The sequence below is a fragment of the Patescibacteria group bacterium genome (genome assembly GCA_035549555.1).
Classification (GTDB): domain Bacteria; phylum Patescibacteriota; class Microgenomatia; order UBA8517; family UBA8517; genus Co84-156.
The window spans coordinates 769,891-793,486 of record DASZQR010000010.1; the positions used below are offsets into that span (position 1 = coordinate 769,891).

The window sequence follows — 23,596 nt, forward strand, 5'->3', positions numbered from 1 at the left end:
AATGACCTTTGAATTATGAAAAATGTAAAAACAATTGACGAATATATCGCTTATTATCCAAAAGAAGTTCAAGAAATTTTAAATAAATTTCGTAAAACAATTCATGACATTGCACCAAATGCAACCGAGTCAATTAATTATGGAGTCCCAACTTTCAAATTAAATGGCAAAAATTTGGTTCATTTTGCAAGCTTTCCTGATCATTACAGTTTTTTCCCAACTTCATCAGGTGTTTCCCACTTCCAAAAAGAATTAAAAAATTATAAAACTTCAAAAGGCACAATTCAGTTTCCAGTAAACAAAGAAATCCCTTGGGATTTAGTAAAACAAATTACAGAATTTCGAGTAAAAGAAGTAATGAAATGATATAATAGCTTCAGTTTGGGCCCTTCGTTCATCGGCTAGGACGGGTCTCTTATAAAGACCAAAGGATGGTCCGACTCCATCAGGGCCCACCAATATGAAAGATCAAAAATCCAAACCAGAAAAATTAAAAGAACTTCACACTAAACGTGATGAAATTATTGCTCATCTTGAAATTTTGCATAAAAACTTTAGGGGAGTGCACCATGAAGATTCAGCATCTGAAATTAAGTACGCTCAAATCAAAGTTTATGAAAGTTTTGTTGAGTCTTTAAATACAGAAATAAAACAATTAGAATCAGAAGATAATGCAGACAAAACTGATTCTCATTGATGGCAATGCAATTTTGCACCGTGCCTTTCACGCTCTTCCTTCAAATTTAAAAAGTAAGAGAGGTGAGCCGGTTAATGCTGTTTACGGCTTTGTAGCGATTTTGATTAATTTAGTAACAGCTCAAAATCCAACTCACATTGCAGTTTGTTTTGATACGCCGGTTGAAACCTTGAGAAAAGCTCAATATGTCGGTTATCAAGCAACTCGTCCTCGCCTTCAATCAGATTTATCAAGTCAATTCGAGTTAACTTATAAAGTTTTAAAAGCGATGAATATTCCAATTTACAAAAAAGAGCGTTATGAGGCAGACGATTGCATCGGCACAATTGTTCACCAATGCGTTGGTTTGGTCGACGAAGTTGTAATCGTTACAGGTGATCGTGATATTTTGCAATTAGTAAATGATAAAAATAAAGTTCAAGTTTACATGCCAGTCCAGGGAATAAATAAAGCAAAGCTTTATAATGAAAAAGAAGTTTTTGACAGGATGGGTGTCAAAGCTTCACAAATTATTGATTACAAAGGTCTTGCAGGGGATTCATCAGACAATTATCCCGGAGTCCCAGGAATAGGCCCGGGGACAGCAACAAAGTTATTAAGGCAATATAAAACTCTTGAAGATATCTACAAAGACATTTCAAATATTCCCGAGAAAATTTCCAAAAAATTAGCTCTTGGTGCCGAGTCCGCTGTAATGTCTAAAAACTTAGCAACTATTATGGTTGATGTCCCAATAACTTTTAATTTAGAAGATTCCGGGAAATGGAGTTTAAATAGTCAAAAAGTCCTAGATGAATTTGCCGAAATTGGTTTTAAAACTTTAACCGCTCGTGTTAAACAACTTCCTCTTATTTAAATTCGCCTATCTTTTTATAAGCATAAATTCCAGCATTATATTCCTCCAAAGCAGGCCAGCTTTTTATATATGCAAAATAACATCCGGTTTCTGCCATATAAGAAAATAAAAAATGTTTATTAAAACCTTTCTCTTCAACAATTTGTCTGCTCAATTTCGTTCTTTCCTGTTCTTTTAGTTTGTATTCAATCTCAAAAATCTCACTTTCGTTTAATGTTTTAATGTCATTCAAAAAATGCCAGTTCCCCGGGACAAAAAAGAACAAAACGTCGCCGGTTTCATGTTGTTTTGTAATTTCTCCGTTTACTTCAAATGAATAACCAACCCCAATATTTTCCGGCATCAATTGCTTATATAATTTCTATTTTTAGAAGTCAAATATAAAAGATATAATAGTTAATATGAAAGTAGCTATTGTCCATGATTATTTAATAGATTTCGGCGGCGCAGAGCGCGTTCTTTTAGCTCTCCATGAAATTTATCCTGATGCGCCGGTATATGTTTCTATTTACAGACCAGACAAATTAGGAAAATTTAAAGAAGATTTTAAAAACATAAAAATTATCCAAAGTTGGTTTGGAAATCTTCCTTTTGCAGACATTTTAATTTCTCCTCTTCGCTTTTGCTTACCAATTATTTGGAAAGAATTTGATTTAAGCGATTACGATTTAATTATCGATAGTTCCGCCTGGGCAATTACTCGTGGTTTTAAAACAAAAGATAATCAAATAGAAATTTGCTATTGTCATACTCCTCCTAGATATATTTATGGTTTTGATACTTCGAGATCTTGGAAAAATAAATGGTACGGACCGTTAATAAAAATATATGCAGGTTTTGTGAATGAATTTTTAAGAAATTATGACTCCAAAATGTCTCAAAAAGTAGACTATTTTATAGCCAATTCCAAAAATGTAGCAAATCGCATCCAGGATTTTTATCACAAAGATTCTGTAGTAATTTATCCGCCAGTGGAATTGCAAAGTGAGAATCCAGTAAAAACGAGTCGACTGGCCACGAAGTCCGAAGGAGCGAGTTTTTACGATTCGAACGAGAGATATTTCCTAGCTGGAGGAAGATTGGTCGCTGCTAAAAATTTTGATTTAATAATCAAAGCTTGTATGAAAGCAAATGTTAAATTAAAAATCTTTGGTACCGGGATTTTAGACAATGAATTAAAAAGTCTTGCCAATAAAAATATGAGCAAAGCTCGCGCAACTTCGTTGGTAGAATTTTTAGGGAAAGTAGACGACAAAAATTTATATGATTTATATGCAGGTGCATCAGGATTTATTGTTGCCCAAAAAGACGAGGATTTTGGAATCACTGCAATTGAATCTCAAATCACAGGAACTCCTGTAATTGCATATCGTGGAGGTGGTTATTTGGAAAGTGTTATCGAAAATAAAACTGGAATTTTCTTTGATGAGTTAACAATTGATAGTTTATCAAAAGCAATTTCGAAATTTGAAAAAATAAAATGGAATAAAAAAACAATTCAAGATAATGCCAAGAAGTTTTCAAAAGAAAAATTCAAACAAAAAATTAGAAGCTTTATTAAAAAAGTTACTTAACTTTTTTGGTAGAATCAACAAATCTCGTCCCATCGATAATAAAAGTTGTTGCTGTTATTATTAACCCAGAAAAAAATAAAGGTCCAAATAGATTTATATTTACAATTACTCGTTCAAACGATCCCACCATCAAACCAATACCGCTACCCAACGCCTCCGGATGATATCTCCTTTCTTTAGTTACCACAAAATTATAATATGAAAATTTTTGTTATAATGCAACTATGCCAGAGCTTCCAGAAGTTGAATCAATTCGTTTACAATTAGAAAAGTTTTTATTAGGACACAAAATTATTTCCTTAGAAGTTAAAGATAGAAGAATTTTTCAAGGAGATGAAAAAGAAATCATTGGCGCAAAATTTATTAAAGCAAGGCGTTTTGGCAAAGTCACAGTATTGGATCTTGATAACAATAAATCTTTAATGATTCATGTCAAAATGACCGGCCAAGTTATTTATAGAGGTCCGAATTTAAAAAAGCCATTATTATCTCCAAAAATTTCTGGAGGTCTTGGCGGCCCTCATACTCATGTAATTTTTACTTTAGATAACGATGGGAAAATTTATTACAATGATTTTCGAAAATTTGGTTGGTTTAAAATTGTCGACACAAAAGATGTTGAAAAAACTGATTTAGTGGGCAAAATGGGTCCAGAGCCTTTTAAAAATTTAACCTTAGAATATTTCAAAAATGTCTTATCAAAAACTCGTCGTCCAGTAAAAGTCGTAATTATGGACCAAAGCAAAGTTGCAGGGGTTGGAAATATTTATGCAAACGATGCTCTTTATTTATCAAAAATAAATCCTGCTCGTCCTGCAAACTCTTTAAACGAAAATGAAACTAAAAAACTTTTTGATGCTATTCATGAAGTTTTAAACGAGGGAATGAAACACGGTGGTTCTTCAGAAAATACTTTTGTAACTCCAGACGGTGGAGAAGGAGGATATCAGCGTCACACCTTGGTTTATGGAAAACAAGGTATTTTATGTCCTGTCTGTAAAAAAGAGAAGATAATCAAAATAATGCTTGGCGGCCGCGGTACTTATTATTGTCCATATTGTCAGCCCGAAACAAAAGAAAGTAAACTATTTTAATGCAATACATAAAAGCTTTAATTGTTTTAATAATTTATGTTGTTTTTACTAGAAGCTTATTTATTGCAATGGTTTTATTTCCAAACACTCCAGCAGCTTTCTTAATTGAAGTCTCCTCAGCTTCTTTTTTTGGATTTTTATGGCTTTATTTTTTTGAACACGAAAACCTTTTCTCGTTTGTAAAAATTATTAAAAACAAGAAAAAATCTGCAGAACAAAAATTTCTGGATAAATTTATAAAATTTGGAGCAGTTACAGCAACAATTCTTATTGGTTATATTGGTGGCCCGCTTTTTGCAAGTTTAACTTCCCATTTAATTTTAAAAGATTTTAAATATAAATATTTATTAGTTATTTTCATTTGCGCCACATCTTCTTTCGTTGCTCTTGCACTTGCGCGCGGTGTACTGCATTTGGTAATACGTTTAGTATGATCCAAAAAGTCCGTCTTCAAAATTTTAGAAATCTTCCTGATGATGTTTTTACGTTTGCAAAAGACACAACAGTTATTGTTGGCCCAAATGCAGCAGGTAAAACAAATCTTTTAGAAAGTATTTTTATGCTTTCTATTGGTAAATCTTTCAAATCCAATTTAGAAAATGAAATAATTAAAGAAAAAAAAGACTTCGCAAGGATAAAGGGGCTGTTGTCTGATAATGCAAAATTAGAAGTTATTTTAAGTAAAATATCTCACAAAAAGTTTTTAGTAAACGCAGTTAATAAACGAATGGTTGATTTTGCAGGTAATTTAAAAACAGTTTTATTTGCTCCTTCTGATTTAGATTTAGTTACTTCCTCTCCTTCTTTAAGAAGAAAATTTTTGGATAATGCATTGTCGCAAGTTGATAGAGAATATCGCAGACAATTATTGTCTTATGAAAAAGGTTTGCGATCAAGAAATAAATTATTATTTAGAATTCGCGAAGAGCATTTGCCTTCATCTCAATTACTTTTTTGGAATCAACTTTTAATAAAAGCTGGAGATTATATAAGTATGTCAAGAGAAAATTTTATTAATTTTATAAATGAAAATAATTCTTTAAGTGGTGAATATAAAATTACATACGATAAAAGTGTAATTAGCGAAAAAAGATTAAGCGACTACGAAATAGCTGAAATAGCATCCGCTACAACTTTAGTTGGCCCCCATAGAGATGATTTTATTTTTCAATATAAAGGAAAAAATTTAAGTTCTTTTGGAAGCAGAGGAGAGCAAAGAATGGGAATTTTGTGGATCAAATTGTCGGAGTTAGAGTTTATTTTTAACAAAACAAATAAAAAGCCAACTCTTTTATTAGATGATATCTTCTCAGAATTAGATGAATTCCACAGAGAAATTGTTTTTAATGTAACCAAAAATCAACAAACTATTATTACAACTGCAGACCCGGAATTTTTAGAAAACTTCAAAGTTGACGAAAAAATAGAGTTAGGAATATAATTCATTAAATGCCTGAAATAAAAGAAGGTATTATTAAACAAATTGCTCCAGGTTTTCAAGAAGCTGCTCGACTCAATAAAACAGAAAAATTAAAAAACCCATCCAAACAAGTTTCCAACGAGAAGCCTGATTATTTAAAACATCCAACACCAACGCCTGTTTGGTTTGAAGACCCAGATAAGTATTAATCTTTCTTCAGTCTTGCCACAAAATAGGTAACAAGTACTGCAAATACCGTCACAATTACTGCATAAATAAGCAGGCTGATTAAGCCTGAATCCTTACCAAAAAATGGTTTTACATAGTCAGTAATTATTTCTTGTATAACTTGGTTCCATGCAAGTGCTGCAACAAGCCCAAAAGCGCTGGTTATAAGAGTTAGCATTTGCTCAACTGTCTGTTCTCGCAAATTCTTTTCTTTCTGTGTTTCCTTGTCAGCCATATTTAAGAATATGTATAGTATAGTTGATATATGATTTTCGACAAAGCTCAGCTTAAAAAACTATATTTCCCGCACAAGGACAGTAGTGGGGAAGATAACGGTCAGGTAACAATCATAGGTGGATCCTCGCTCTTCCATGGTGCTCCGCTTTTTGGCTTAATTGTAGCTTCTCGAATTGTTGACATGGTCTTCTTTTCATCTCCTGAAAAAAGTGTTGGCATGATTGCAGAAAGCTTAAAAAGTAAATTATTTTCCTTCATTTGGGTTCCTTGGAACGAGGTAGAAAGCTATGTAGAAAAATCAGATGCTATTTTAATTGGTCCTGGTTTTATGCGTTACCACAGCGAAAAAACTCCCTATGATAAACGATTCGAAATCTGCGATGAAGTTTGTATGGAAACAAAAAAAATCACAGAATCTTTACTTAAAAAATTCCCCAATAAAAAATGGGTCATTGATGCCGGCAGTCTGCAAACAATAACTCCTGATGTTATTCCAGAAAATGCAATTCTCACCCCTAATAAAAAAGAATTTAAATTATTATTTGGCGCCGAATTTTCTCATGATGTCGCAAGTAAAAAAGCCAAAGAATATAACTGCATTATTGTTGTTAAAGGCCCGGTGACTTTTGTTTTTTCCAAAGACGAAGTTTTTGAAATTCATGGCGGGAATGCTGGTCTAACCAAAGGCGGAACAGGAGATACTCAGGCTGGTTTAACAGTAGCTTTGCTTGCCAAAAACGATCCTGTTTTAAGTGCATGTGCTGGAAGTTTTATCATTAAATACACAGCCGACGAATTGCAAAAGAAAGTTGGGTTTTATTACAACTCAGATGATCTCGCCTCTAAAATCCCAGAAGCTTTGAATAAATTAATAAATTAAGATAAAATACTATTTCTATGCAAGAAAAATGTATTTGTATTTATCAAGAAGAACAAGGCACTCACGATTTATTAAATCTGGAATCATTAACAAAACAAGAACAAACATTAATAATTAAACACATGTTTGAAGTTGGAAGATCTTCAGAAGAACATCCTGACTATTGTTATATGGGGTTTCTAGGCAGAAATGTTAACAGATATCCTGGCATAAGATATGCAATAACAACCATGGGAAGTCCATTCCACAAGACAATACTTCAAGAAAAATAACTTCTTGTTTCCCGCATTCTTTGCGGTTAAAATAAGCATAGCTTGTGAACAAGTTCATAATTTATGTATTCTCCAAAATTTGCGATTTCAAACAAAATTCTAAAAAATATTTCAGCAGCTGAAGCTTCCAAAGAAGTTATCGAAAACGCACCCTTAGTTCCTTCATTCGAAAAACAATTTCAATCAGATGCTTTAGTTCGCACTGTTTATCACGGAACTCATATTGAAGGAAATGATCTTACTATGATCCAAACCAAAAAAGTTTTGGAAGGAGAAGAAGTATATGCCCGTGACCGCGATATTCAGGAAGTTATTAATTACAGAAACGTTGTAAATCTTTTGGGGCAGTTATCAGAAAGAGAAAAATACGACACAGCCGAATTAAATTTAATTCACCAAAGCACAGTTGATAAATTAATTGATCCATCAAAAGTTGGCCATCTTCGAAATACTCAAGTTGTTATCAAAGAAGAGGGAACTGGAAAGATTATTTTTTCTCCTCCCAATTTCATCGAAGTTCCTTATCTTTTAGAAGATTTTTTTGAATGGCTTAATTCGGCAGATGCAAAAGATATTCATCCAATAATCAGAGCTGGTATCACTCATTATGTTTTAGTTTCCATACATCCTTATGTTGAAGGAAATGGTCGTACTGTTCGCGCTTTCACAACTCTTGTCATGCTGAAAGAAGGTTATGATATCAGGCGCTTTTTCGCTCTTGAAGAACATTTTGATAACGATTTGGGAGCTTATTATGAGGCGCTTGGTAAAGTAGACTCTGCAAATGAAAATTTGGGATTAAGAGATCTGACTCCTTGGCTTGAATATTTTACTTTGGTTGTTGCAAGCGAGCTTGCAAAAATAAAAGAAAGAGTCAGAAAATTGTCTGTTGACACTCGTCTAAAAACAAAAATCGGCAATCAAGTTGCCCTTTCTGAAAGGCAAATGAAATTAGTAGAATTTTTATCTGATGAAGAAAGCGCTGGTATGAAAGAATTAAAAAGCGTTTTGAATTTTGTCTCAGAAGATACAGTTTTAAGAGATCTTACAGATTTGATTAAAAAAGGTATTATTAAAAAGGAAGGGCAAACAAAATCTGCCCGTTATGTAATTATAAATGCCAATAAGTGATCCGCAATTTTTATTCATGATTTTAGTTTTGCCAGGTCTTTTTGGTCTAACAATGATTGGTGAAGGAGTTCACAAAATCACAACAGAAGATAATAGTGGTTTAATTAATATTATTTTTGGTCTCGTTTTTCTCGGTGTCGTTGCTATTGCATATATTTTCTTCACTCGTTATTATCAAAAATAATGAAATTTAATGAATTTTCAAAATATCTCGAGAAATTAGAAGAAACTTCTTCCAGATTAAAAATTACGGATATATTAGCAGATCTTTTAAAAAAATCTGACAAAAATGAAATCGATAAGGTTATATACTTATCGCTTGGCATTTTAGCGCCAAGTTTCAGAGGAATTGTTTTTAATGCTGCAGACCAGATGATAATTAGAAGTATCTCCTTGGCATTTAATGAAAAAATAGAAAAAGTTAAAGATGAATATAAAAAGCTTGGAGATCTTGGTCTAGTATCAGAAAAACTTTCCAAAAATAAAGATAGTGGTTTAAGCGTTTCAGAGGTGTTCAACCGATTGCGCGAAGCGGCAATCGAAGAAGGAGTTGGTAGTCAGGAAAGACGTGTTAATAAAATTGCAGATATTCTAAAATCAGTTGATCCGCTTTCCGCAAAGTTTATTACTAGAATTCCTCTTGGAAAACTAAGATTAGGTTTTTCAGAAAAAACAATTATTGATGCTCTTGCCATTAGTAAGTTTGGTGACAAATCCAAAAAGTCACGCCTTGTAAAAGCTTTTGAAGTCATGCCCGATATTGGTTTGATTGCAAAAGAACTGCCAATGCACCCATCTCCCAAAATTGGTATTCCAGTTTCTCCCATGCTTGCTCAAAGATTAAATAGTCCACGGGAAATGTTGGAAAAAATGGGAGAAGTGGCAGTTGAGCCAAAATTTGACGGGCTTCGTGTCCAAATCCATTTTAAAGATGGCGAGTACTTTGCGTTCACTAGAAATCTTCATAATATTTCTCTAATGTTTCCAGAATTAGCAAACCTAAGTAAACATTTAAAAGCAAAGGAGGTAATTTTGGATTCTGAAGGAATTGGTATCGATGAAGAAACAAAAAAGATTTTAGATTTTCAGACAATAATGACTCGTCGCCGCAAACACGATATTGCAGAAATTGCAACAAAAATTCCTGCCAATTTTTATTGTTTTGATATTTTATATAAAGATGGCGTTAATTTAATGGACAAACCATATTTAGAAAGGCGAAAAATCCTAAGAGATACAGTTAAATCAGGCGAATTATTAAAAGTCGATGAAGAAATAACAACAACAGATCCAAAAGAAATCGCAAAATTGCACGAAGATTATATTAAAAAAGGATTAGAGGGAATTATGGTCAAAAAAGCAGATAGCACATATGTTCCAGGCCGTACAGGTTGGCGATGGGTAAAAATGAAGCAGGCCGAGTCTGCTCAAGGTAAACTATCAGATACTGTTGATTGCGTTGTCATGGGTTACACAGTCGGAAAAGGGAAAAGAGCAGGTTTTGGTATTGGCCAATTTTTAGTAGGAATTTTAGATGGTGACAAGATTAAAACTATCACAAAAGTTGGAACTGGTTTAACAGACGAACAGTTTAAAGAACTAAAAACCAGATTGGAAAAGTTAGTAGTAAAAGACAAACCAAAAGAATATGAGGTAAATAAAATACTGGAGCCAGATTATTTTGTCGAGCCAAAAGTGGTTGTTGAAATTGCAGCCGATGATTTAACAATTAGTCCAAATCACACAAGTAAGTATGCTCTTCGTTTCCCTCGCCTCGTCAACTTTCGTGATGACAAAGAAGTGAAAGATGCAACTACATTAAAAGAAGTTGAAAGTTTATACAAACTTCAAAAGAAATAATCAGCCTAATCTCTCCGAACCACCAATTGTTCCATTTCGTCTTATTTCATCAATAATATACAAATTTCCTTCGTCAGAATCCGCTTCTAACATTTCTTCTATAGTGGTGAATATTAAATCTGCAATATCTCTTCTTCCTAAATTAAGTAAGTCGTGATTTTTCGCCAGTCCGCCAATCGGTAAATAATTTATATCATTTTTTATTCTTTCTCGTGCTCCATTAGCACTTTCTGCAATCTGTATGTTTTTGGTAAAACTACCATCAGTAGAATTTATAGAATTAAGCTCGTTCCAGCTCTCACTTACAGATAAATATCCATCTCTACTAATTTTTATACAACCACCACCATAAAGATTGATATAATTTTTTAAAGTATGCTTGGTAATTCCAAATTTATTACAAACATCTTCTACTAACTCTCCATTGTATAAGCCAATATTTGCCACAAACATGGCTTTTTTAGAATTCTTCATGTTGAAATTATATCACGTTTTTTTATTCTTCCTCTTGACCAACCAACATTCAAGTCATTATTATTAAGTCATGGCAGCAAACCCAACAGGTTTAGGTAAAAACGAAGAAGCAGCACTTAGCTACATTATCCCTCTTCTTGGCGGAATAGCATTTTTAATGATCGAAAAAGATAAATACGTCAGGTTTCACGCTATGCAATCAATCGTTTTCTGGGTTGCAACTACTTTAATTTGGATGGTTCTTGGATTTACAATTATTCTCTTATTTTTCGCTCCAATTTTCTTTATTGCAGCATTTATTCTTTGGTTAGTCTTGGTTTACAAGGCCTGGCAAGGAGAGGAATGGGAAATCCCAGTTTTGGGAAAATTTGCTCGTCAGTTTCTCTCAAAAGTTAACAATTAAAGTTCTTCAAGGTACTGTTTCTTTCCTGTTTCTTTTATCTCAACAAGTTCCAAATAGCGCTCTGTTGTAGAAAGTCTTTTGTGTCCTGCAACTTGACTTATAGTAACCAAATCAACTCCGCGCTTTAAGTTTTCAATAATAAAAGTTGTTCTTAAGTCATTTACTGAAAATTTTCCAATTCCAGCTTTTTGAATATATCTGTCAACCGAAGCGCGAATATTCCTGATAGCAAGTTGCTTCCCGTTTTTGCTTATAAAAACAAAAGTAGAATCTTTTGGAACTTCAATTAAATAGTTTGTTAATGCCATTTTTGCAAGTTTATTTAAAGGCACGTTTCTGGTTGGTTGTGTTGCGTATGCTTCAATAGTTATCTCTGCATCTTTAACGTTTGCAACTTTTAAGTTTGCGACCTCTGAAATACGAAGTCCTGTTTGTAAAATAAGTTCTACAATTGTTGCAATTCGTCTGTCTGCTCGTACTACATCTCGAAGTGCTCTATACTCAAGTTCACTCAAAAACTTTGGATTACTTACAGTTAATTTTGGATGAGTTACTTCTTTGCTTGGGTCAACCAAAATTATTTGTTTCTCAACCATCCACCTAAAAAAGGTCTTTACAGCGTTTAATTTTCGGCTTGTAGATTTTGGTGTATATTTTTGTGAAAGCAAATAATCCCTAAATCCTTCAATATCCTCTTTTTTAACATTTTCAGGCATAGCCTTATTCTTTTCAGTCAAATAATTAATTAACTGGTCAAGGTCTGCTCTGTAAGCTAAAATAGTAGCAGGTGATCGATGTTTCTCTTTTAAATCATCGATAAATTTAGGTAATATATTATTAATAGGCTCTGTGTTCGCCATATCCTATATATTAGCACAATGTTAACCAGAATCAAATCATTATTACAAGTTTTATCGCTTTTTTTAGCCGTTTTATTGGCTTTTTCTCTTATCAAAAGTATTGTAAAAATCACTGGTTCTGGAAGTAAAATAACTGATGAAGAAGTAAAAGTAATAGCACTCCAAAAGCAAAACGAAATTTTAAATAGTGAGCTTCAAAGCGTCCAAACCCCGCAATTTATCGAAAGTCAAGCTCGGGATAAACTTGGTTTAGCCAAAAAAGGGGAAATTGTAGTGGTTCTTCCCGATGAAAATAGTCTCAAAGCTCTTGCCCCAAAAGTAGAAGTTAAGACTTATTCTCTCCCAGATCCAGTTTGGCGTGATTGGTTGAAGCTATTTTTGTGATATAATACGCTCACATGCGGGGTAGTGTACAGTGCACGGGAGGCTCATAATCTCTCAGGCTAGGCGCAACTCCTAGCCCCGCAACACGAATGATTGAGGTGAAAGAACTTAAAAAAGGTGAGGACTTCATAGGAAATTGCGTAGTTTTTTTCTGCCATGATGGCAAAGGAAACGTCGTTATGTCAAAAAGAGGACAAAACGCAAGAGACGAAAAAGGAGTATGGGATATTGGCGGCGGTGGAATTGAATTTGGTGATACCGTTGAAAATACCTTAAGACAAGAAATACAACAAGAATATGGCACAGATGTTTTGGATTACGAATTTTTAGGATATAGAGATGTTCATAGAATTAATAACAATAAACCAACTCATTGGATTGCTTTAGATTTTAAAGTTCTAATCGATCCTTCAAAAGTAAAAAATGGCGAACCGCATAAATTTGATGACGTAAAAATGTTTTCTGTTAAAGATTTACCAAAAGAAATTCATTCTCAATTTCCACTGTTCCTTAAACTTTATAAAGAAAAGTTAGGAATTTAACTCTTTTTTTAGTAAAATACGCTTATTGCCAACGTAGCTCAGTGGTTAGAGCACAGCATTCATAACGCTGCGGTCGGTAGTCCGATTCTACCCGTTGGCACTATTTGATTTCAGTAAAATAAATTCTATACTTCAACTAATGTCACCAAGTATTAACGATTTTTTAGAAAGCGAAACAATTAAACCTAAAAAAGGGACACAATTTGTCTTTTCAAAAGAAGGAGCAGAAAGAATAAACAAAGAATCTCGACTTTTTAATTTCAAAGAAGGAGATAAATTAACATACCCAGCTCTTTCTAATAATGACGGAAATCACATTTACAGATATTTACAAATGCACCATGAAAGAACCGGTGGTTCGTTGCCGATTTACCGAGACCAAGACTTGTTCGCAAAGATGTTGCCGTTTTCTAAAGAAAGATAACTTCCAATTCTTCCTTCAATCAATTACAATCAGGTCATGGACAAAATTGTTTTCTCGGGTATTCAGCCATCTGGAAATCTTCACATTGGAAATTATATCGGCTCTATTAGTCAATGGGTCAAAGGCCAAAATGATGGGTTAAATATTTTTTGCATTGTGGATATGCATGCAATCACAGTTCCGCAGGAGCCAGAAAAGTTGCATAGCAAATCTTTAGAATTAGCAAAAATTTATTTGGCATCAGGAATTGATCCGGATAAAAATATTTTATTTCTTCAATCTCATAACCCGGACCATGCAAATCTTGGTTGGATTCTAAATTGCTTCGTTTCAATGGGCCAACTTAATCGCATGACTCAGTATAAAGACAAAAGCGAAGGAAAAGATTTTGTAAGCGCTGGACTTTTTGATTATCCAGCCTTAATGGCAGCAGATATTTTGTTGTATGACACGACAGAAGTTCCAGTAGGCGAAGACCAAAAACAACATGTTGAATTAACAAGAGATATTGCTGAGCGCTTTAATTCAAAGTTCGGTGAAACTTTTGTAATTCCTAAGCCAGTGATTCCGTCCGCAGGAGGTAGAATCATGAGCTTAGTTGATCCAACTAAAAAAATGAGCAAATCAGATACTAATCCAAATGCAACTATTTATTTATTAGATGATCCATCAATTGCAAAGAAAAAAATTATGTCAGCAACAACTGATAGCGATAATCAAATTAAATATAATTGGAAAGAAAAACCGGGAATTTCTAATTTAATAGAAATTATGAATCAATTATCAGGCCAAAGCATCGAAGAAATTGAAAGTGAATTTGCTGGTAAGTCATATAAAGAATTTAAAGAAGCAGTTTCAATTATTGTTGGCGATTTTCTTTCAGATTTTCAGGAAAAATACAGTGAATTTGACGATAATAATAAAGTTCTAGAAATATTAAAAGCAGGAAGCGAGAAATCATTTAAACTTTCTCATCCAAAATTACAAGAAACATATAAGAAATTAGGTTTTGTCGTTAATAAATAATATGGATCACATTACAATTCAGGATTTTGGCAAAGTTGATATTAGAATTGGAACTGTAAAAAAAGCAGAAGTGCCAGAGTGGTCTCATTGGGTAATAAAGCTTACAATTGATTTTGGATCAGAAATTGGTGAGAAAATTATTTTTTCTGGAATTATGAAGTTTTATAAAGCCAAAGATTTGGAAAATAAACAATTTCCATTTGTTGTAAATTTAGTTCCCAAAAAGATAGGACCGCAAGGAGATTATAGTAATGGAATGCTCATGGCAGTCTCTACTGGCGAGACAGAAGAAGACAAACCAGCTTTATTTAATCTAAAAGAAAAAGTGGAAAACGGCAGTAAAGTACTCTAACTAGCGCTTGTCTACTTTGTGTGCTAATATAACTCTCGCAAGCTTAGCTTTTAATAAATTATGGAAGACGAAAATAAAAAAAATAATTCAAAAATTCCCAAGATTCCCCAGAAAGGCATCAAAGTAAAAATAAATTTATTTCGAGTTGGTATTGCAATTTTAATTTTCCTAACGATTGCTCCTTTTGTTTTAGCTTTTTTCCAGAATCAAATCCAAAGTTCAGAAATTCCTTTATCGGTAGGCTTAGATGATATTAAAGGTGGAAAAGTAAGTAAAGTTGAAGTTGATAATGATACTTTAACTTTTGATTACAAAAACGGCAGTACAAAGACTGCAACCAAAGAAGACACAATTAGCTTTACAGAAATTTTAAGCAGAGCAAACATCGATCCTTCAAGTGTAAATTACACTATTCAAGACCAAACAATAAGTAAAACTCTTGGCGATGTTGCAGGAATTGTTTTACCGGTTTTATTCACAGGCGGAATTATTTATTTACTTTTTAGAATGCAAACCAGAAATGCAGGAGACATTTTTTCCTTTGGAAGAAGTAAGGCAAAATTATTTGCTAAAGGCAAACAAACTATTACTTTTAAAGATGTTGCAGGAGTTGATGAAGCCAAAAAAGAATTAGAAGAAATTGTTGATTTTCTAAAACATCCTGCAAAATACCGCGCTATTGGTGCCAGGACTCCAAAAGGAGTTTTATTATTTGGCCCGGCAGGAGTTGGAAAAACTTTGCTTGCAAGAGCAGTAGCAGGTGAAGCAAATGTTCCGTTTTTCAGCATGGCAGGTTCTGAATTTATGGAAATGCTTGTTGGAGTTGGTGCAAGCCGCGTTAGAGATTTATTTGCAAATGCCAAAGCAGCTGCTCCTTCTATAATTTTTATCGATGAAATTGATGCAATTGGCCGTCAACGAGGTCGAAGCGGTTTTGTCGGCGGTCATGATGAAAGAGAACAAACTTTAAATCAAATCTTGGTAGAAATGGACGGCTTCACTCCAAATGACAATGTTATTGTTATGGCAGCAACCAATCGTGGAGATTTGCTTGATCCGGCGCTTTTAAGGCCTGGCCGTTTTGATAGAAGAATTACTCTTGATATGCCAGATAAAGACGGCAGAAAAGCAATTTTGCAAATTCATGCTCGTGGTAAAAAATTTGTCAAAGATATTAATTGGGACAGAATTGCAGACCGTACAGTTGGTTTTTCAGGAGCTGATTTGGAAAATATGCTAAATGAAGCAGCAATTGCTGCAGCTCGTGCAGACAAAAAAGAAATTAATATGGAAGATGTAGAAGAAGCTGCAACTAAAGTTAAAATGGGCCCAGCGAGGCATCGTCTTCAAAGTGAAGAAGATAGGCGTATTACTGCTTATCATGAAGGCGGCCATGCTATTGTCACAAATTCAATTCCCAATATGGATCCAGTTCATAGAATTTCAATTGTGGCACGCGGTATGAGTTTAGGTCACACCTTAATTCCGCCAGCAGCAGATCGCACTCATGAAACTAAAAAACATTTTGAAGCACAGCTTGCAGCAATGATGGGAGGCCGGGCTGCTGAAGAAATTATATTTAACGATATAACTGCAGGAGCGAGCAATGACATTGAAAATGCCACAAGACTTGCAAGAGCCATGGTCACAGATTTTGGAATGAGCGATTTAGGCCCAATCAATATGGGTGCCCAAACAGGTTATGATGACTTTGGAAATGTAAACTGGACCGAAGCTTCAAGTGTTTCACCAGCTATGCAGGAAAAAATTGATTTGGAAGTTAAAAAGTTTATGGATACCGCTCATAAAACCGCAGTTGCAGTTTTGAAAAAAGAAAGAAAGAAATTAGACGCAGTTGCTTTAAGCTTATTAAAAGACGAAACTCTAGACCGTGATCAATTTGAAAAAATAGTTGGAGATAAAAATAAGTCCAAGGCAGGTGAGAATAAATGAGTCAAGAATATAATATTCACTATCATGAGCATGTTTTTCAGATCAACGAACAAGAAGAAATTCTTTTAAAACAAAAGAATCTGCCAGAGAATTTAGACCTCAAACAACAACACAGGAAGATATAATACAAACTAATTCAGACATCTTAATAAATGGAATAGTAAGTTTGTGTAGCAAAGAAATAACTATTGATGGAAAAACATAAACCATTTAATTTAACAACAGAAAGCGACTTAAAAATTGCTTTTGATTTTTCTCTTAGACATTTAACCAACCCAGAATACGTCAAAGTAGTTAAAACTTTTCAAAGAGATACCGATGAACAAGACAAAAGACATAATTTCCAAATAGCACATTCATATCGAATCTGTGCATCAAAAGGAATCGTAATGGGACAAGCAACAAGAAACATTCCTTTTCATGAATTCGTAGAATAATTTAATTCCTGCCCAATTAACTGGAGTTACTCAAACTCTGTCTATATTCATTAATTGCATCTTGTATGGTCTGTTCATCTTCGTAAACTAATTGACAGGCTTTTTCTCGCATCTCCTCCTCATTAAAAGTTCCATTTGCTTTTAATGAATCTCGAGCTTCAAGTTTAGCAAGCCCAAGATCCAATCCTTCCTCCCAATCAAGTTTTGAAAGTTCTTTTAGTCTTTGTATTAATCCGGGAAATGTTACGTCTATAGCTGTGTCCAAAAAATCACAATAAATGTTATAAGATCTCACAGATTTCTCATAAGTTCCTTCAACTGTCATAATTTAAATAATATATACAAATTCGTTTTCTGTTACAATACCCATATGAAACTTCTTGTTGGTCTTGGAAATCCAGAAGCCAAATATTTTAATACTCGTCATAACATTGGCTACAAATTTATTGACGCAATGAACGAAAACCTTAAAACAAAATATAAAAGAAAACCAGGAGCAAATTCTGAAAAATTTCTACAAAGCATTATTTGGGATTATTCTCCGTTTGCATGTCTTGCAAAGCCCTTAAAGTATATGAACGATTCAGGTATTTCAGTTAAAAAATTAGTTGATGCATATAAATTAGATTTAAAAGATCTATATATCGTTCACGATGATTTAGATATAGCCCTCGGTGAATATAAAATCCAGTTTGGAAAAGGTCCAAAAGTCCATAATGGCATTCAAAGTATTATCGATGAATTAGGAACTGATCAATTTGGAAGAATTAGAATTGGAATTGAAAACCGTCAGGCCTTGAGTGAACAAAGTGAATCGAAAGGTCGCATTCCTGGAGACAAGTATGTTTTACAAGACTTCACAGCTGATGAAAAACCTGTTATAAATTGGACTATACAAAAGTTAATCCATGACGAATTTTTCGAATCTCTCCGATACGCTTAAAAAATATCAATTAACTGATAAAGATAAATTCATTTCCGCTGAATTCCAAAAATATGCATACGATTTAGCAGTTGAATTAGGAGATTTAGAACATAAATCTCTTTATATGAAATTAGCAAAAACGACTCCAAGAATCTTGCTTGAAAATGCCCGCACTTTTGTCAAAGATGCAGATAACGCTAGAAGTAAAGCAAGACTTTTTATGTGGAAGTTAAAACAGTTAAAAGAAGAAAAGAAAAAGTAGTTATCTAAAAAATATTACTCCAGGAGTATTAGCAACTGTAATTGAGCCTTTTTCATAAATTCCTTTCATATTTTTATGGTAAGTATTACCATCTTCGTCAGTAACTATTGTAGAAGCTAAAGTTACAATTTTCCCTCTAGCAATAATTTCATTATTTTGTCTTATTTCGCCATTAGGCGCGGACGGCAATTGTATCAATATGCGAGCTTGTTGAAATAGAAAAAAAGAATTATGTAATACACCACCCTTAATAGCTCTGAAATATTGTTGTCCTTTTTCTTTGAAACTCATTGCATCAGGATTTATAATTGTAATTTCTCCTGTTTCATAATCTCTTTCTATGCCTGAGCTCATAATTAAATCTATTATATAATATAAACATGAATTTTTCTGGTAATTGGGTAGATCTTGTAATAATTTTAGTTTTAATCATTTTTACTTACCAAGGTTTTGTAAATGGTTTCTGGTCAATTCTTATTGATTTTATTTCCTTTTTTGGTTCGCTTTTATTATCTTTAAAGACTTATCAATTTATAAGCAGTATTCTCCAGAAAAATTTTGCAATTAATTTACAAATCGCAAACGCAGTTGGTTTTTTAGTTTCTGCAGTTTTTATTGAAATTATTATTAGTTATTTTCTAACTTTACTCATTTCAAAAATCCCCACAAAAATTCTTCATCATCCAGTAAACAAAATTATTGGCTGTATTCTTTCTTTTGCTCAAGGAGTTATTTTAGTTGCCTTTGTCATTACTTTAGCAATTGCTCTTCCAATAAATCCTAAAATTAAAACAGATATCAGTAATTCTCAAATTGGAAATTATATCCTCAGCAAAACCGCTGGTTTAGAAAAAGAAATTGATAATGTTTTCGGAGGAGCCATAAACCAGTCGCTCACTTATTTAACTGTTGAGCCAGAAAGTAAAACTTCAGTTCCCCTTGATGCCCCAAGTAATAATTTAACGATTGATCGCGATGATGAAACAAAAATGTTTCAGTTAGTTAATGAAGAGCGAACTATGCGCGGAATACAAGCTCTCACATGGGATATAAAATTAGTAGTTCTTGGGGAAAATTATGGAAAATTTATGTGGCAAAATCATTATTTTGGCCATTATGATCAAGAAGGCCACGATGTTGCTTACCGTATGCAACAAGCAGAAATTAGCTATCAAGTAGCAGGGGAAAATCTGGCGCTTGCTCCAACAGTCGAAGTTGCCCACACTGGATTAATGAATTCTCCCGGTCATAAGGCAAATATTTTAGATAAAGATTTCAAAAAAATTGGAATCGGAGTAATTGATAATGGTTTTTACGGCAAAATTTTTGTGCAAGAATTCACAAATTAGTTTAAAATGATTTAAATGAAAAAAGAGCTTGCCCTCCATTTAATTACAACCATTCTATTATTTATTCCAGTTTTTCTTTTGCGCTTTTTGAATCTACAAAATCTTTCTAATAATTTAATTTTCCTTCCATATTTAATTGGCGGTCTTATTGGCGCAGTCTTGCCAGATATTGATCACGTGATTTATGTTTATTATTTAAAGCCTTATGAGTTAACCAGCCAGCGTGTAATGTATCAAGCTCAAAAAGGAAATTTAACAGAAAGCTGGAACATTTTATCAAACACTCGAAGCGAGCGAACGAATTTAATTTTTCATTCCATATTATTTCAAATTATTTTTGTAATTTTAAGTTTTCTTGTCATTACTTCATCAAGTAGTTTGCTTGGGAAAGGTCTTGTTATAGCTTTTTTACTACATCTTCTTTTAGATGAATATCTTGATTTAAAAACTAATATAAATTTACAAAACTGGTTTAAAAATATTCCAATTCAATTAGACCAAAACCAGTTAACAATTTATCTTCTTACAAATTTCGCGATCATTTTAATTTTTGCATTTCTGATGTAAAATCCTCTTGTGACCAAACTCCAGGAAAAATATAAAGAAATTTCTCTTCTTTCTGATATCCAAGCGATTTTAAGCTGGGATGAAGAAGTTAATATGCCAGAAAAAGCTGCTGAAAACAGAGGAGAACAAACTGCGTTTTTAGTTTCACTACTAGCTGATAAATGGCAGGATAAAACTTTTCAGGATTTAATTTCAAAAGAAAAAAACAAAAATACAAAAAGAATTTTAGAGAGATCATTAAAAATTTACAATAAAATCCCAAAGAAATTATTAATAGAAGAATCAAAATTAATTTCTGAAAGTTTTACAGCTTGGGTTGAAGCGAGAAAGAAAAAAGATTTTAATATTTTTGCTCCGTATCTGGAAAAATTAATTTATATAAGTAGAAAAAAAGCGAAATATTTAGGATATAAAAATAATCCATACGATGCATTATTAGACCTCCACGAGCCAGGTTTAACTGCAGAATTTGTCGAAAATTTATTTTCTAAATTAACTCCACAGTTGTTAGAAATTATAAAAAATATAAAACAAACTAAAAAACATACTAAATTTAATATGAATATTAATAAACAAAAAGAAATTGCTGGATTTGTTTTGCAAAAAATGGGTTACGATTTTAATGCCGGAAGAATGGATGTTGCTCCTCACCCTTTTGAAACGACTTTGGGAAGGTTTGACGTTCGTATTACAAATCGTTACGACGAAAAAAGTTTGGAAAGTTTAACTGGCGCAATGCATGAAGGCGGCCACGCCTTATACGAGCAGGGAGCAGACCTTAAATACGAAAACACTCCCTTAGATCACGGTGTCTCCCTTGGGATTCACGAAAGTCAGTCCAGATTCTGGGAAAATATGATTGGAAGAAGTAGACAATTTTGTAAATATATTTCATCAAAATATAATTTAACTCCGGATGAAATTTATAATTTATTAAATAAAGTTGAAAAAAGTTTCATCAGAGTTGATGCAGATGAGGTAACTTACAATTTACATATAGCAATTCGTTTTGAAATTGAAAATGATCTAATTAACGGAAAAATAAAAGTTAAAGATTTGCCTGAAGTCTGGAATTCGAAAATGAAAAAATATTTAGGAATCACTCCAAAAAATAATTCCGAAGGAGTTTTGCAGGATATTCATTGGGCTCACAATTCTTTTGGCTATTTTCCAACATATACTTTGGGAAATTTGTATGCAGGGCAATGGTATTATTTTCTTAAAAAAGATATTAAAAATTTTGATAAGTTGGTCGAATCTGGAAACTTCAAACCAATTTTAAATTGGCTAAGAAAAAATATTCACCAGTATGGAAGTTTTTATTATCCAGATGAATTAGTTAAACGCGTTACAGGAGAATCTCTTAATCCAGATTATTTTGTAAATTATTTAAAAGAAAAATATGAAAGTTAATTGGTTAAGAGTAATCAAAACTTTAAACTTAATTTTTTGGTTCCCAATCGCAATAATCTCTCTTCTATTTCCAATAGAAGAAGCAGTTTCTTATTCTAAGATCAGTTATTTTTTTGTTGGAATCCTAATAATGCTTATTCTTCTTTGTGGATCGTTTTTAATAAATATTTTTAATATAATTTTTGTTATTTTAGGAAACTTATATTTAGTTAAATTCAAGAAGATAATTAACTCTAATATTTATATCACCTTTATTGCAGCTCTTTTAAATTTATTTTTATTCATTGTCTTAGAATTAACTTGCAACACTAACCCTGTTTGTTATGAAGAAGGTTCATTGATAAGTGGAAGCGGAATAATTTTATTTATTTTTGCGGGAACCATTTTTTGGACTTTACCATTTTCTTATATCTGCAATAAGGTAATTTTAAGGTTCTCAAAAAATAAATTTATCTCTTGACTTCATTAATAATTTAAAGATATAGTGTGGACAGCTTAAAATATGGCAACTATTAATATTGCGGACAGTGATTGGGAAGAAAAAGTTTTAAAAAGTTCGACTCCTGTATTGGTAGATTTCTGGGCAACATGGTGCGGCCCATGCAAAATGGCAGAGCCGGTTTTAGAAGAACTGTCAAATGAATATGCAGGTAAAGTTACAATTCTCAAGGTTGATGTTGATGCAAATCCGCTCGAATCAGGAAAATTAGGAATAATGTCAATTCCGACAACTGTTTTATTTAAAGACGGAAAAGAAATTGGTAGACAAGTAGGTTTTTCAGGTAAAGGAAGCTTTGAAGATTTAATCAAAAAAGGAATTTAATTTTAAGGAGGTGATTTAAATGCAACAAGATCAAAATAACGGCGGACAAATGCCAGGACAGCAACCAACAATGCCAGCTGATCCAAATGCACCAGTCATGCCACCTACACCAGAACCAACTCAACCAGCAACACCAGCACCAGCACCAGAAGGACAACCAACTGGAATGCCAGGTGAAATGCCAAAACCAGAAGGTCAAGGTGATTCAGGAGTAAACATGCCACCAGCAAACGGTGGACAAACAATGTAATAATGAATGAAGTTTTTGATATAGCTGTGATCGGATCCGGCCCAGCCGGTCTGACCGCAGCTATTTACACTACAAGAGGATCTGCAAAAACTATTCTTTTTGCAGGAGAAAGTTGGGGCGGGCAATTAATGCTTACCACGTTAGTTGAAAATTACCCTGGCTTTCCTGATGGAATTCAGGGCCCGGATTTAATGGCCAATATGAGGAAGCAAACAGAAAATGTTGGCGCAAAAATTGTAAACGAAAAAGTAACTTCAGTAGATTTTAGTAGTAAGCCCTTTACTATCAATAATTCATATAAAGCAAAAGTCGTGATTATAGCAACTGGCGCCGAAACTGTGTGGTTGGGAGTTCCTGGTGAACAAAAATTAATTGGCCGCGGTGTTTCTTCTTGTGCTCCCTGCGATGCACCGTTTTTTAAAAATAAAAAAGTCGCAGTAGTTGGTGGAGGAGATTCAGCAATGGAAGAAGCCTTAGTTTTAGAAAAAGTTGCAAGCGAAGTAACAATTCTTTGTAGAAAAGATGTTTTTCGTGCATCAAAAATAATGCAGGAAAAAGTTTTAAAAAATCCAAAAATAAAAGTGATGTTTAATACAGAAATTAAAGAAATGGTAGGAGATCAAAAACTGGAAAAATTAATTTTAAACAACGGAGAGTTAGTAGTTGATGGAGTTTTTGTAGCAATCGGTCATTCGCCGTCATCCAATATTTTCCAAGGAAAAATTGAATTAGATGAAAAAGGTTTTATAAAAATGTTTGAAAAAGATGGATATCACACATTAACTTCTGTTGAGGGAGTTTTTGTTGCAGGCGATGTTCATGATTATCATTATAAGCAAGCAATCACAGCGGCAGGTTTGGGGTGTATGGCTGCTCTTGACGCCTTGAAATATCTCGGCTAAA

Annotated in this window: 37 protein-coding genes and 2 tRNA genes; 32 read left to right on the forward strand and 7 right to left on the reverse strand. The window is 33.2% G+C overall.

What is annotated here, in order from left to right; translation table 11 throughout:
- Positions 1–15: 15 nt before the first annotated feature.
- From VG895_05185 to VG895_05200, 4 genes are all read left to right on the forward strand, one after another.
- Entirely contained in the window at positions 16–366 is a 351-nt protein-coding gene (locus tag VG895_05185) for a DUF1801 domain-containing protein (protein ID HWA52418.1), read from the forward strand.
- A 17-nt stretch (positions 367–383) separates the two neighbouring features.
- Positions 384–458, forward strand: a tRNA-Ile gene (locus tag VG895_05190).
- A 2-nt stretch (positions 459–460) separates the two neighbouring features.
- Positions 461–697, forward strand: a complete 237-nt coding sequence (locus VG895_05195; GenBank protein ID HWA52419.1) for a hypothetical protein — start codon at positions 461–463, stop codon at positions 695–697.
- Positions 672–1,553: a 5'-3' exonuclease H3TH domain-containing protein gene (locus VG895_05200; GenBank protein ID HWA52420.1), complete on the forward strand. Its 882-nt coding sequence runs from the start codon at positions 672–674 to the stop codon at positions 1,551–1,553. The genes VG895_05195 and VG895_05200 overlap by 26 nt, the downstream gene beginning before the upstream one ends.
- Here VG895_05200 and VG895_05205 read toward each other — a convergent pair.
- On the reverse strand, positions 1,546–1,896 hold the full coding sequence (locus VG895_05205) for a hypothetical protein (protein HWA52421.1): 351 nt from the start codon (positions 1,894–1,896) through the stop codon (positions 1,546–1,548). The genes VG895_05200 and VG895_05205 overlap by 8 nt on opposite strands.
- A gap of 58 nt (positions 1,897–1,954) precedes the next feature.
- Between VG895_05205 and VG895_05210 the strand changes: the two genes are divergently transcribed.
- On the forward strand, positions 1,955–3,127 hold the full coding sequence (locus VG895_05210) for a glycosyltransferase (protein ID HWA52422.1): 1,173 nt from the start codon (positions 1,955–1,957) through the stop codon (positions 3,125–3,127).
- Here VG895_05210 and VG895_05215 read toward each other — a convergent pair.
- Complete coding sequence (locus tag VG895_05215) at positions 3,120–3,314, reverse strand: hypothetical protein (protein HWA52423.1); 195 nt, start codon at positions 3,312–3,314, stop codon at positions 3,120–3,122. The genes VG895_05210 and VG895_05215 overlap by 8 nt on opposite strands.
- Before the next feature lie 37 nt (positions 3,315–3,351).
- Between VG895_05215 and mutM the strand changes: the two genes are divergently transcribed.
- The 4 genes from mutM to VG895_05235 are packed head-to-tail and all read left to right on the forward strand — an operon-like array spanning position 3,352 to position 5,850.
- Entirely contained in the window at positions 3,352–4,221 is an 870-nt protein-coding gene (mutM, locus tag VG895_05220; protein HWA52424.1) for a bifunctional DNA-formamidopyrimidine glycosylase/DNA-(apurinic or apyrimidinic site) lyase, read from the forward strand.
- Positions 4,221–4,655 (forward strand): hypothetical protein, encoded by a 435-nt coding sequence (locus tag VG895_05225; protein ID HWA52425.1) that lies wholly within the window; start codon positions 4,221–4,223, stop codon positions 4,653–4,655. Before mutM ends, VG895_05225 begins: the two co-directional genes overlap by 1 nt.
- A complete protein-coding gene (recF, locus tag VG895_05230) occupies positions 4,652–5,662 on the forward strand; it encodes a DNA replication and repair protein RecF (GenBank protein HWA52426.1) in 1,011 nt (336 codons plus the stop codon). Before VG895_05225 ends, recF begins: the two co-directional genes overlap by 4 nt.
- An 8-nt stretch (positions 5,663–5,670) precedes the next feature.
- Entirely contained in the window at positions 5,671–5,850 is a 180-nt protein-coding gene (locus tag VG895_05235; GenBank protein ID HWA52427.1) for a hypothetical protein, read from the forward strand.
- Here the strand turns inward: VG895_05235 and VG895_05240 are convergent.
- On the reverse strand, positions 5,847–6,104 hold the full coding sequence (locus VG895_05240) for a DUF5654 family protein (protein HWA52428.1): 258 nt from the start codon (positions 6,102–6,104) through the stop codon (positions 5,847–5,849). The genes VG895_05235 and VG895_05240 overlap by 4 nt on opposite strands.
- A 30-nt stretch (positions 6,105–6,134) precedes the next feature.
- Between VG895_05240 and VG895_05245 the strand changes: the two genes are divergently transcribed.
- The 5 genes from VG895_05245 (at position 6,135) to VG895_05265 (ending at position 10,249) form a co-directional block, all read left to right on the forward strand.
- Complete coding sequence (locus VG895_05245; GenBank protein HWA52429.1) at positions 6,135–6,986, forward strand: NAD(P)H-hydrate dehydratase; 852 nt, start codon at positions 6,135–6,137, stop codon at positions 6,984–6,986.
- 17 nt (positions 6,987–7,003) lie between these two features.
- Entirely contained in the window at positions 7,004–7,258 is a 255-nt protein-coding gene (locus VG895_05250) for a hypothetical protein (protein ID HWA52430.1), read from the forward strand.
- A 63-nt stretch (positions 7,259–7,321) separates the two neighbouring features.
- On the forward strand, positions 7,322–8,389 hold the full coding sequence (locus VG895_05255) for a Fic family protein (GenBank protein HWA52431.1): 1,068 nt from the start codon (positions 7,322–7,324) through the stop codon (positions 8,387–8,389).
- Positions 8,376–8,573, forward strand: coding sequence for a hypothetical protein (locus VG895_05260; protein ID HWA52432.1), 198 nt, complete (start codon positions 8,376–8,378; stop codon positions 8,571–8,573). The genes VG895_05255 and VG895_05260 overlap by 14 nt, the downstream gene beginning before the upstream one ends.
- Positions 8,573–10,249: an ATP-dependent DNA ligase gene (locus VG895_05265; GenBank protein ID HWA52433.1), complete on the forward strand. Its 1,677-nt coding sequence runs from the start codon at positions 8,573–8,575 to the stop codon at positions 10,247–10,249. Before VG895_05260 ends, VG895_05265 begins: the two co-directional genes overlap by 1 nt.
- Here the strand turns inward: VG895_05265 and VG895_05270 are convergent, their stop codons facing one another.
- Entirely contained in the window at positions 10,250–10,723 is a 474-nt protein-coding gene (locus VG895_05270) for a hypothetical protein (GenBank protein ID HWA52434.1), read from the reverse strand.
- 70 nt (positions 10,724–10,793) lie between these two features.
- Here VG895_05270 and VG895_05275 point away from each other — a divergent pair, with 70 nt between their 5' ends.
- Positions 10,794–11,126: a DUF4870 domain-containing protein gene (locus tag VG895_05275; GenBank protein HWA52435.1), complete on the forward strand. Its 333-nt coding sequence runs from the start codon at positions 10,794–10,796 to the stop codon at positions 11,124–11,126.
- Here the strand turns inward: VG895_05275 and VG895_05280 are convergent.
- Entirely contained in the window at positions 11,123–11,986 is an 864-nt protein-coding gene (locus VG895_05280; protein ID HWA52436.1) for a tyrosine-type recombinase/integrase, read from the reverse strand. The genes VG895_05275 and VG895_05280 overlap by 4 nt on opposite strands.
- An 18-nt stretch (positions 11,987–12,004) precedes the next feature.
- On the opposite strand from VG895_05280, the gene VG895_05285 reads away from it, so the two are divergent.
- The 8 genes from VG895_05285 (at position 12,005) to VG895_05320 (ending at position 17,104) form a co-directional block, all read left to right on the forward strand.
- The gene (locus VG895_05285; GenBank protein HWA52437.1) at positions 12,005–12,370 is read left to right on the forward strand and encodes a septum formation initiator family protein; all 366 of its coding nucleotides are present in this window, start codon (positions 12,005–12,007) and stop codon (positions 12,368–12,370) included.
- Positions 12,371–12,468: 98 nt separating this feature from the next.
- Positions 12,469–12,912 (forward strand): NUDIX domain-containing protein, encoded by a 444-nt coding sequence (locus VG895_05290; GenBank protein HWA52438.1) that lies wholly within the window; start codon positions 12,469–12,471, stop codon positions 12,910–12,912.
- A 27-nt stretch (positions 12,913–12,939) separates the two neighbouring features.
- Positions 12,940–13,012, forward strand: a tRNA-Met gene (locus VG895_05295).
- A 39-nt stretch (positions 13,013–13,051) separates the two neighbouring features.
- Positions 13,052–13,336, forward strand: a complete 285-nt coding sequence (locus VG895_05300) for a hypothetical protein (protein HWA52439.1) — start codon at positions 13,052–13,054, stop codon at positions 13,334–13,336.
- A gap of 36 nt (positions 13,337–13,372) precedes the next feature.
- Complete coding sequence (trpS, locus tag VG895_05305; GenBank protein HWA52440.1) at positions 13,373–14,362, forward strand: tryptophan--tRNA ligase; 990 nt, start codon at positions 13,373–13,375, stop codon at positions 14,360–14,362.
- A gap of 1 nt (position 14,363) precedes the next feature.
- Positions 14,364–14,714, forward strand: coding sequence for a methionine--tRNA ligase (locus VG895_05310; protein HWA52441.1), 351 nt, complete (start codon positions 14,364–14,366; stop codon positions 14,712–14,714).
- A gap of 60 nt (positions 14,715–14,774) precedes the next feature.
- A complete protein-coding gene (gene ftsH / locus VG895_05315; protein ID HWA52442.1) occupies positions 14,775–16,667 on the forward strand; it encodes an ATP-dependent zinc metalloprotease FtsH in 1,893 nt (630 codons plus the stop codon).
- Positions 16,668–16,858: 191 nt separating this feature from the next.
- Positions 16,859–17,104, forward strand: a complete 246-nt coding sequence (locus tag VG895_05320) for a hypothetical protein (protein HWA52443.1) — start codon at positions 16,859–16,861, stop codon at positions 17,102–17,104.
- A gap of 16 nt (positions 17,105–17,120) precedes the next feature.
- Here VG895_05320 and VG895_05325 read toward each other — a convergent pair whose 3' ends face one another.
- Positions 17,121–17,429, reverse strand: a complete 309-nt coding sequence (locus VG895_05325; protein ID HWA52444.1) for a hypothetical protein — start codon at positions 17,427–17,429, stop codon at positions 17,121–17,123.
- Positions 17,430–17,474: 45 nt separating this feature from the next.
- Here VG895_05325 and pth point away from each other — a divergent pair, with 45 nt between their 5' ends.
- Complete coding sequence (pth, locus tag VG895_05330) at positions 17,475–18,047, forward strand: aminoacyl-tRNA hydrolase (protein ID HWA52445.1); 573 nt, start codon at positions 17,475–17,477, stop codon at positions 18,045–18,047.
- Positions 18,013–18,291 carry a hypothetical protein gene (locus VG895_05335; protein ID HWA52446.1) on the forward strand — a complete coding sequence of 93 codons (279 nt, stop codon included), beginning with the start codon at positions 18,013–18,015 and terminating at the stop codon, positions 18,289–18,291. Before pth ends, VG895_05335 begins: the two co-directional genes overlap by 35 nt.
- Here the strand turns inward: VG895_05335 and VG895_05340 are convergent, their stop codons facing one another.
- Entirely contained in the window at positions 18,292–18,645 is a 354-nt protein-coding gene (locus VG895_05340; protein HWA52447.1) for a hypothetical protein, read from the reverse strand. It abuts the gene before it with no gap.
- 26 nt (positions 18,646–18,671) lie between these two features.
- Between VG895_05340 and VG895_05345 the strand changes: the two genes are divergently transcribed.
- Genes VG895_05345 through trxB form a run of 7 tightly spaced genes read left to right on the forward strand, consistent with a single transcriptional unit; the run spans position 18,672 to position 23,595 of the window.
- Positions 18,672–19,640, forward strand: a complete 969-nt coding sequence (locus tag VG895_05345; GenBank protein ID HWA52448.1) for a CvpA family protein — start codon at positions 18,672–18,674, stop codon at positions 19,638–19,640.
- A 15-nt stretch (positions 19,641–19,655) separates the two neighbouring features.
- Complete coding sequence (locus tag VG895_05350; GenBank protein ID HWA52449.1) at positions 19,656–20,207, forward strand: metal-dependent hydrolase; 552 nt, start codon at positions 19,656–19,658, stop codon at positions 20,205–20,207.
- Between the two features lie 9 nt (positions 20,208–20,216).
- Entirely contained in the window at positions 20,217–21,620 is a 1,404-nt protein-coding gene (locus VG895_05355; GenBank protein HWA52450.1) for a carboxypeptidase M32, read from the forward strand.
- Positions 21,610–22,080 (forward strand): hypothetical protein, encoded by a 471-nt coding sequence (locus VG895_05360; GenBank protein HWA52451.1) that lies wholly within the window; start codon positions 21,610–21,612, stop codon positions 22,078–22,080. The genes VG895_05355 and VG895_05360 overlap by 11 nt, the downstream gene beginning before the upstream one ends.
- 42 nt (positions 22,081–22,122) lie before the next feature.
- Positions 22,123–22,443 (forward strand): thioredoxin, encoded by a 321-nt coding sequence (gene trxA / locus VG895_05365; GenBank protein HWA52452.1) that lies wholly within the window; start codon positions 22,123–22,125, stop codon positions 22,441–22,443.
- Positions 22,444–22,462: 19 nt separating this feature from the next.
- Positions 22,463–22,693 (forward strand): hypothetical protein, encoded by a 231-nt coding sequence (locus tag VG895_05370; GenBank protein ID HWA52453.1) that lies wholly within the window; start codon positions 22,463–22,465, stop codon positions 22,691–22,693.
- A 2-nt stretch (positions 22,694–22,695) separates the two neighbouring features.
- On the forward strand, positions 22,696–23,595 hold the full coding sequence (trxB, locus tag VG895_05375; protein ID HWA52454.1) for a thioredoxin-disulfide reductase: 900 nt from the start codon (positions 22,696–22,698) through the stop codon (positions 23,593–23,595).
- Position 23,596 lies beyond the last annotated feature (1 nt).

Bases quoted from the DNA above. Each gene is read 5' to 3' on its own strand.
- VG895_05245 (HWA52429.1), top strand. From the start codon at position 6,135: ATGATTTTCGACAAAGCTCAGCTTAAAAAACTATATTTCCCGCACAAG.
- trxB (HWA52454.1), top strand. From the start codon at position 22,696: ATGAATGAAGTTTTTGATATAGCTGTGATCGGATCCGGCCCAGCCGGT.
- VG895_05340 (HWA52447.1), bottom strand. From the start codon at position 18,645: ATGAGCTCAGGCATAGAAAGAGATTATGAAACAGGAGAAATTACAATT.
- ftsH (HWA52442.1), top strand. From the start codon at position 14,775: ATGGAAGACGAAAATAAAAAAAATAATTCAAAAATTCCCAAGATTCCC.
- VG895_05345 (HWA52448.1), top strand. From the start codon at position 18,672: ATGAATTTTTCTGGTAATTGGGTAGATCTTGTAATAATTTTAGTTTTA.
- VG895_05325 (HWA52444.1), bottom strand. From the start codon at position 17,429: ATGACAGTTGAAGGAACTTATGAGAAATCTGTGAGATCTTATAACATT.
- VG895_05265 (HWA52433.1), top strand. From the start codon at position 8,573: ATGAAATTTAATGAATTTTCAAAATATCTCGAGAAATTAGAAGAAACT.
- VG895_05205 (HWA52421.1), bottom strand. From the start codon at position 1,896: ATGCCGGAAAATATTGGGGTTGGTTATTCATTTGAAGTAAACGGAGAA.
- pth (HWA52445.1), top strand. From the start codon at position 17,475: ATGAAACTTCTTGTTGGTCTTGGAAATCCAGAAGCCAAATATTTTAAT.
- VG895_05350 (HWA52449.1), top strand. From the start codon at position 19,656: ATGAAAAAAGAGCTTGCCCTCCATTTAATTACAACCATTCTATTATTT.
- VG895_05300 (HWA52439.1), top strand. From the start codon at position 13,052: ATGTCACCAAGTATTAACGATTTTTTAGAAAGCGAAACAATTAAACCT.
- VG895_05195 (HWA52419.1), top strand. From the start codon at position 461: ATGAAAGATCAAAAATCCAAACCAGAAAAATTAAAAGAACTTCACACT.
- VG895_05250 (HWA52430.1), top strand. From the start codon at position 7,004: ATGCAAGAAAAATGTATTTGTATTTATCAAGAAGAACAAGGCACTCAC.
- trxA (HWA52452.1), top strand. From the start codon at position 22,123: ATGGCAACTATTAATATTGCGGACAGTGATTGGGAAGAAAAAGTTTTA.
- recF (HWA52426.1), top strand. From the start codon at position 4,652: ATGATCCAAAAAGTCCGTCTTCAAAATTTTAGAAATCTTCCTGATGAT.
- VG895_05320 (HWA52443.1), top strand. From the start codon at position 16,859: ATGGAAAAACATAAACCATTTAATTTAACAACAGAAAGCGACTTAAAA.
- trpS (HWA52440.1), top strand. From the start codon at position 13,373: ATGGACAAAATTGTTTTCTCGGGTATTCAGCCATCTGGAAATCTTCAC.
- VG895_05210 (HWA52422.1), top strand. From the start codon at position 1,955: ATGAAAGTAGCTATTGTCCATGATTATTTAATAGATTTCGGCGGCGCA.
- VG895_05235 (HWA52427.1), top strand. From the start codon at position 5,671: ATGCCTGAAATAAAAGAAGGTATTATTAAACAAATTGCTCCAGGTTTT.
- VG895_05200 (HWA52420.1), top strand. From the start codon at position 672: ATGCAGACAAAACTGATTCTCATTGATGGCAATGCAATTTTGCACCGT.
- VG895_05280 (HWA52436.1), bottom strand. From the start codon at position 11,986: ATGGCGAACACAGAGCCTATTAATAATATATTACCTAAATTTATCGAT.
- VG895_05285 (HWA52437.1), top strand. From the start codon at position 12,005: ATGTTAACCAGAATCAAATCATTATTACAAGTTTTATCGCTTTTTTTA.
- VG895_05335 (HWA52446.1), top strand. From the start codon at position 18,013: ATGACGAATTTTTCGAATCTCTCCGATACGCTTAAAAAATATCAATTA.
- mutM (HWA52424.1), top strand. From the start codon at position 3,352: ATGCCAGAGCTTCCAGAAGTTGAATCAATTCGTTTACAATTAGAAAAG.
- VG895_05275 (HWA52435.1), top strand. From the start codon at position 10,794: ATGGCAGCAAACCCAACAGGTTTAGGTAAAAACGAAGAAGCAGCACTT.
- VG895_05260 (HWA52432.1), top strand. From the start codon at position 8,376: ATGCCAATAAGTGATCCGCAATTTTTATTCATGATTTTAGTTTTGCCA.
- VG895_05310 (HWA52441.1), top strand. From the start codon at position 14,364: ATGGATCACATTACAATTCAGGATTTTGGCAAAGTTGATATTAGAATT.
- VG895_05240 (HWA52428.1), bottom strand. From the start codon at position 6,104: ATGGCTGACAAGGAAACACAGAAAGAAAAGAATTTGCGAGAACAGACA.
- VG895_05370 (HWA52453.1), top strand. From the start codon at position 22,463: ATGCAACAAGATCAAAATAACGGCGGACAAATGCCAGGACAGCAACCA.
- VG895_05255 (HWA52431.1), top strand. From the start codon at position 7,322: ATGTATTCTCCAAAATTTGCGATTTCAAACAAAATTCTAAAAAATATT.
- VG895_05360 (HWA52451.1), top strand. From the start codon at position 21,610: ATGAAAGTTAATTGGTTAAGAGTAATCAAAACTTTAAACTTAATTTTT.
- VG895_05185 (HWA52418.1), top strand. From the start codon at position 16: ATGAAAAATGTAAAAACAATTGACGAATATATCGCTTATTATCCAAAA.
- VG895_05225 (HWA52425.1), top strand. From the start codon at position 4,221: ATGCAATACATAAAAGCTTTAATTGTTTTAATAATTTATGTTGTTTTT.
- VG895_05270 (HWA52434.1), bottom strand. From the start codon at position 10,723: ATGAAGAATTCTAAAAAAGCCATGTTTGTGGCAAATATTGGCTTATAC.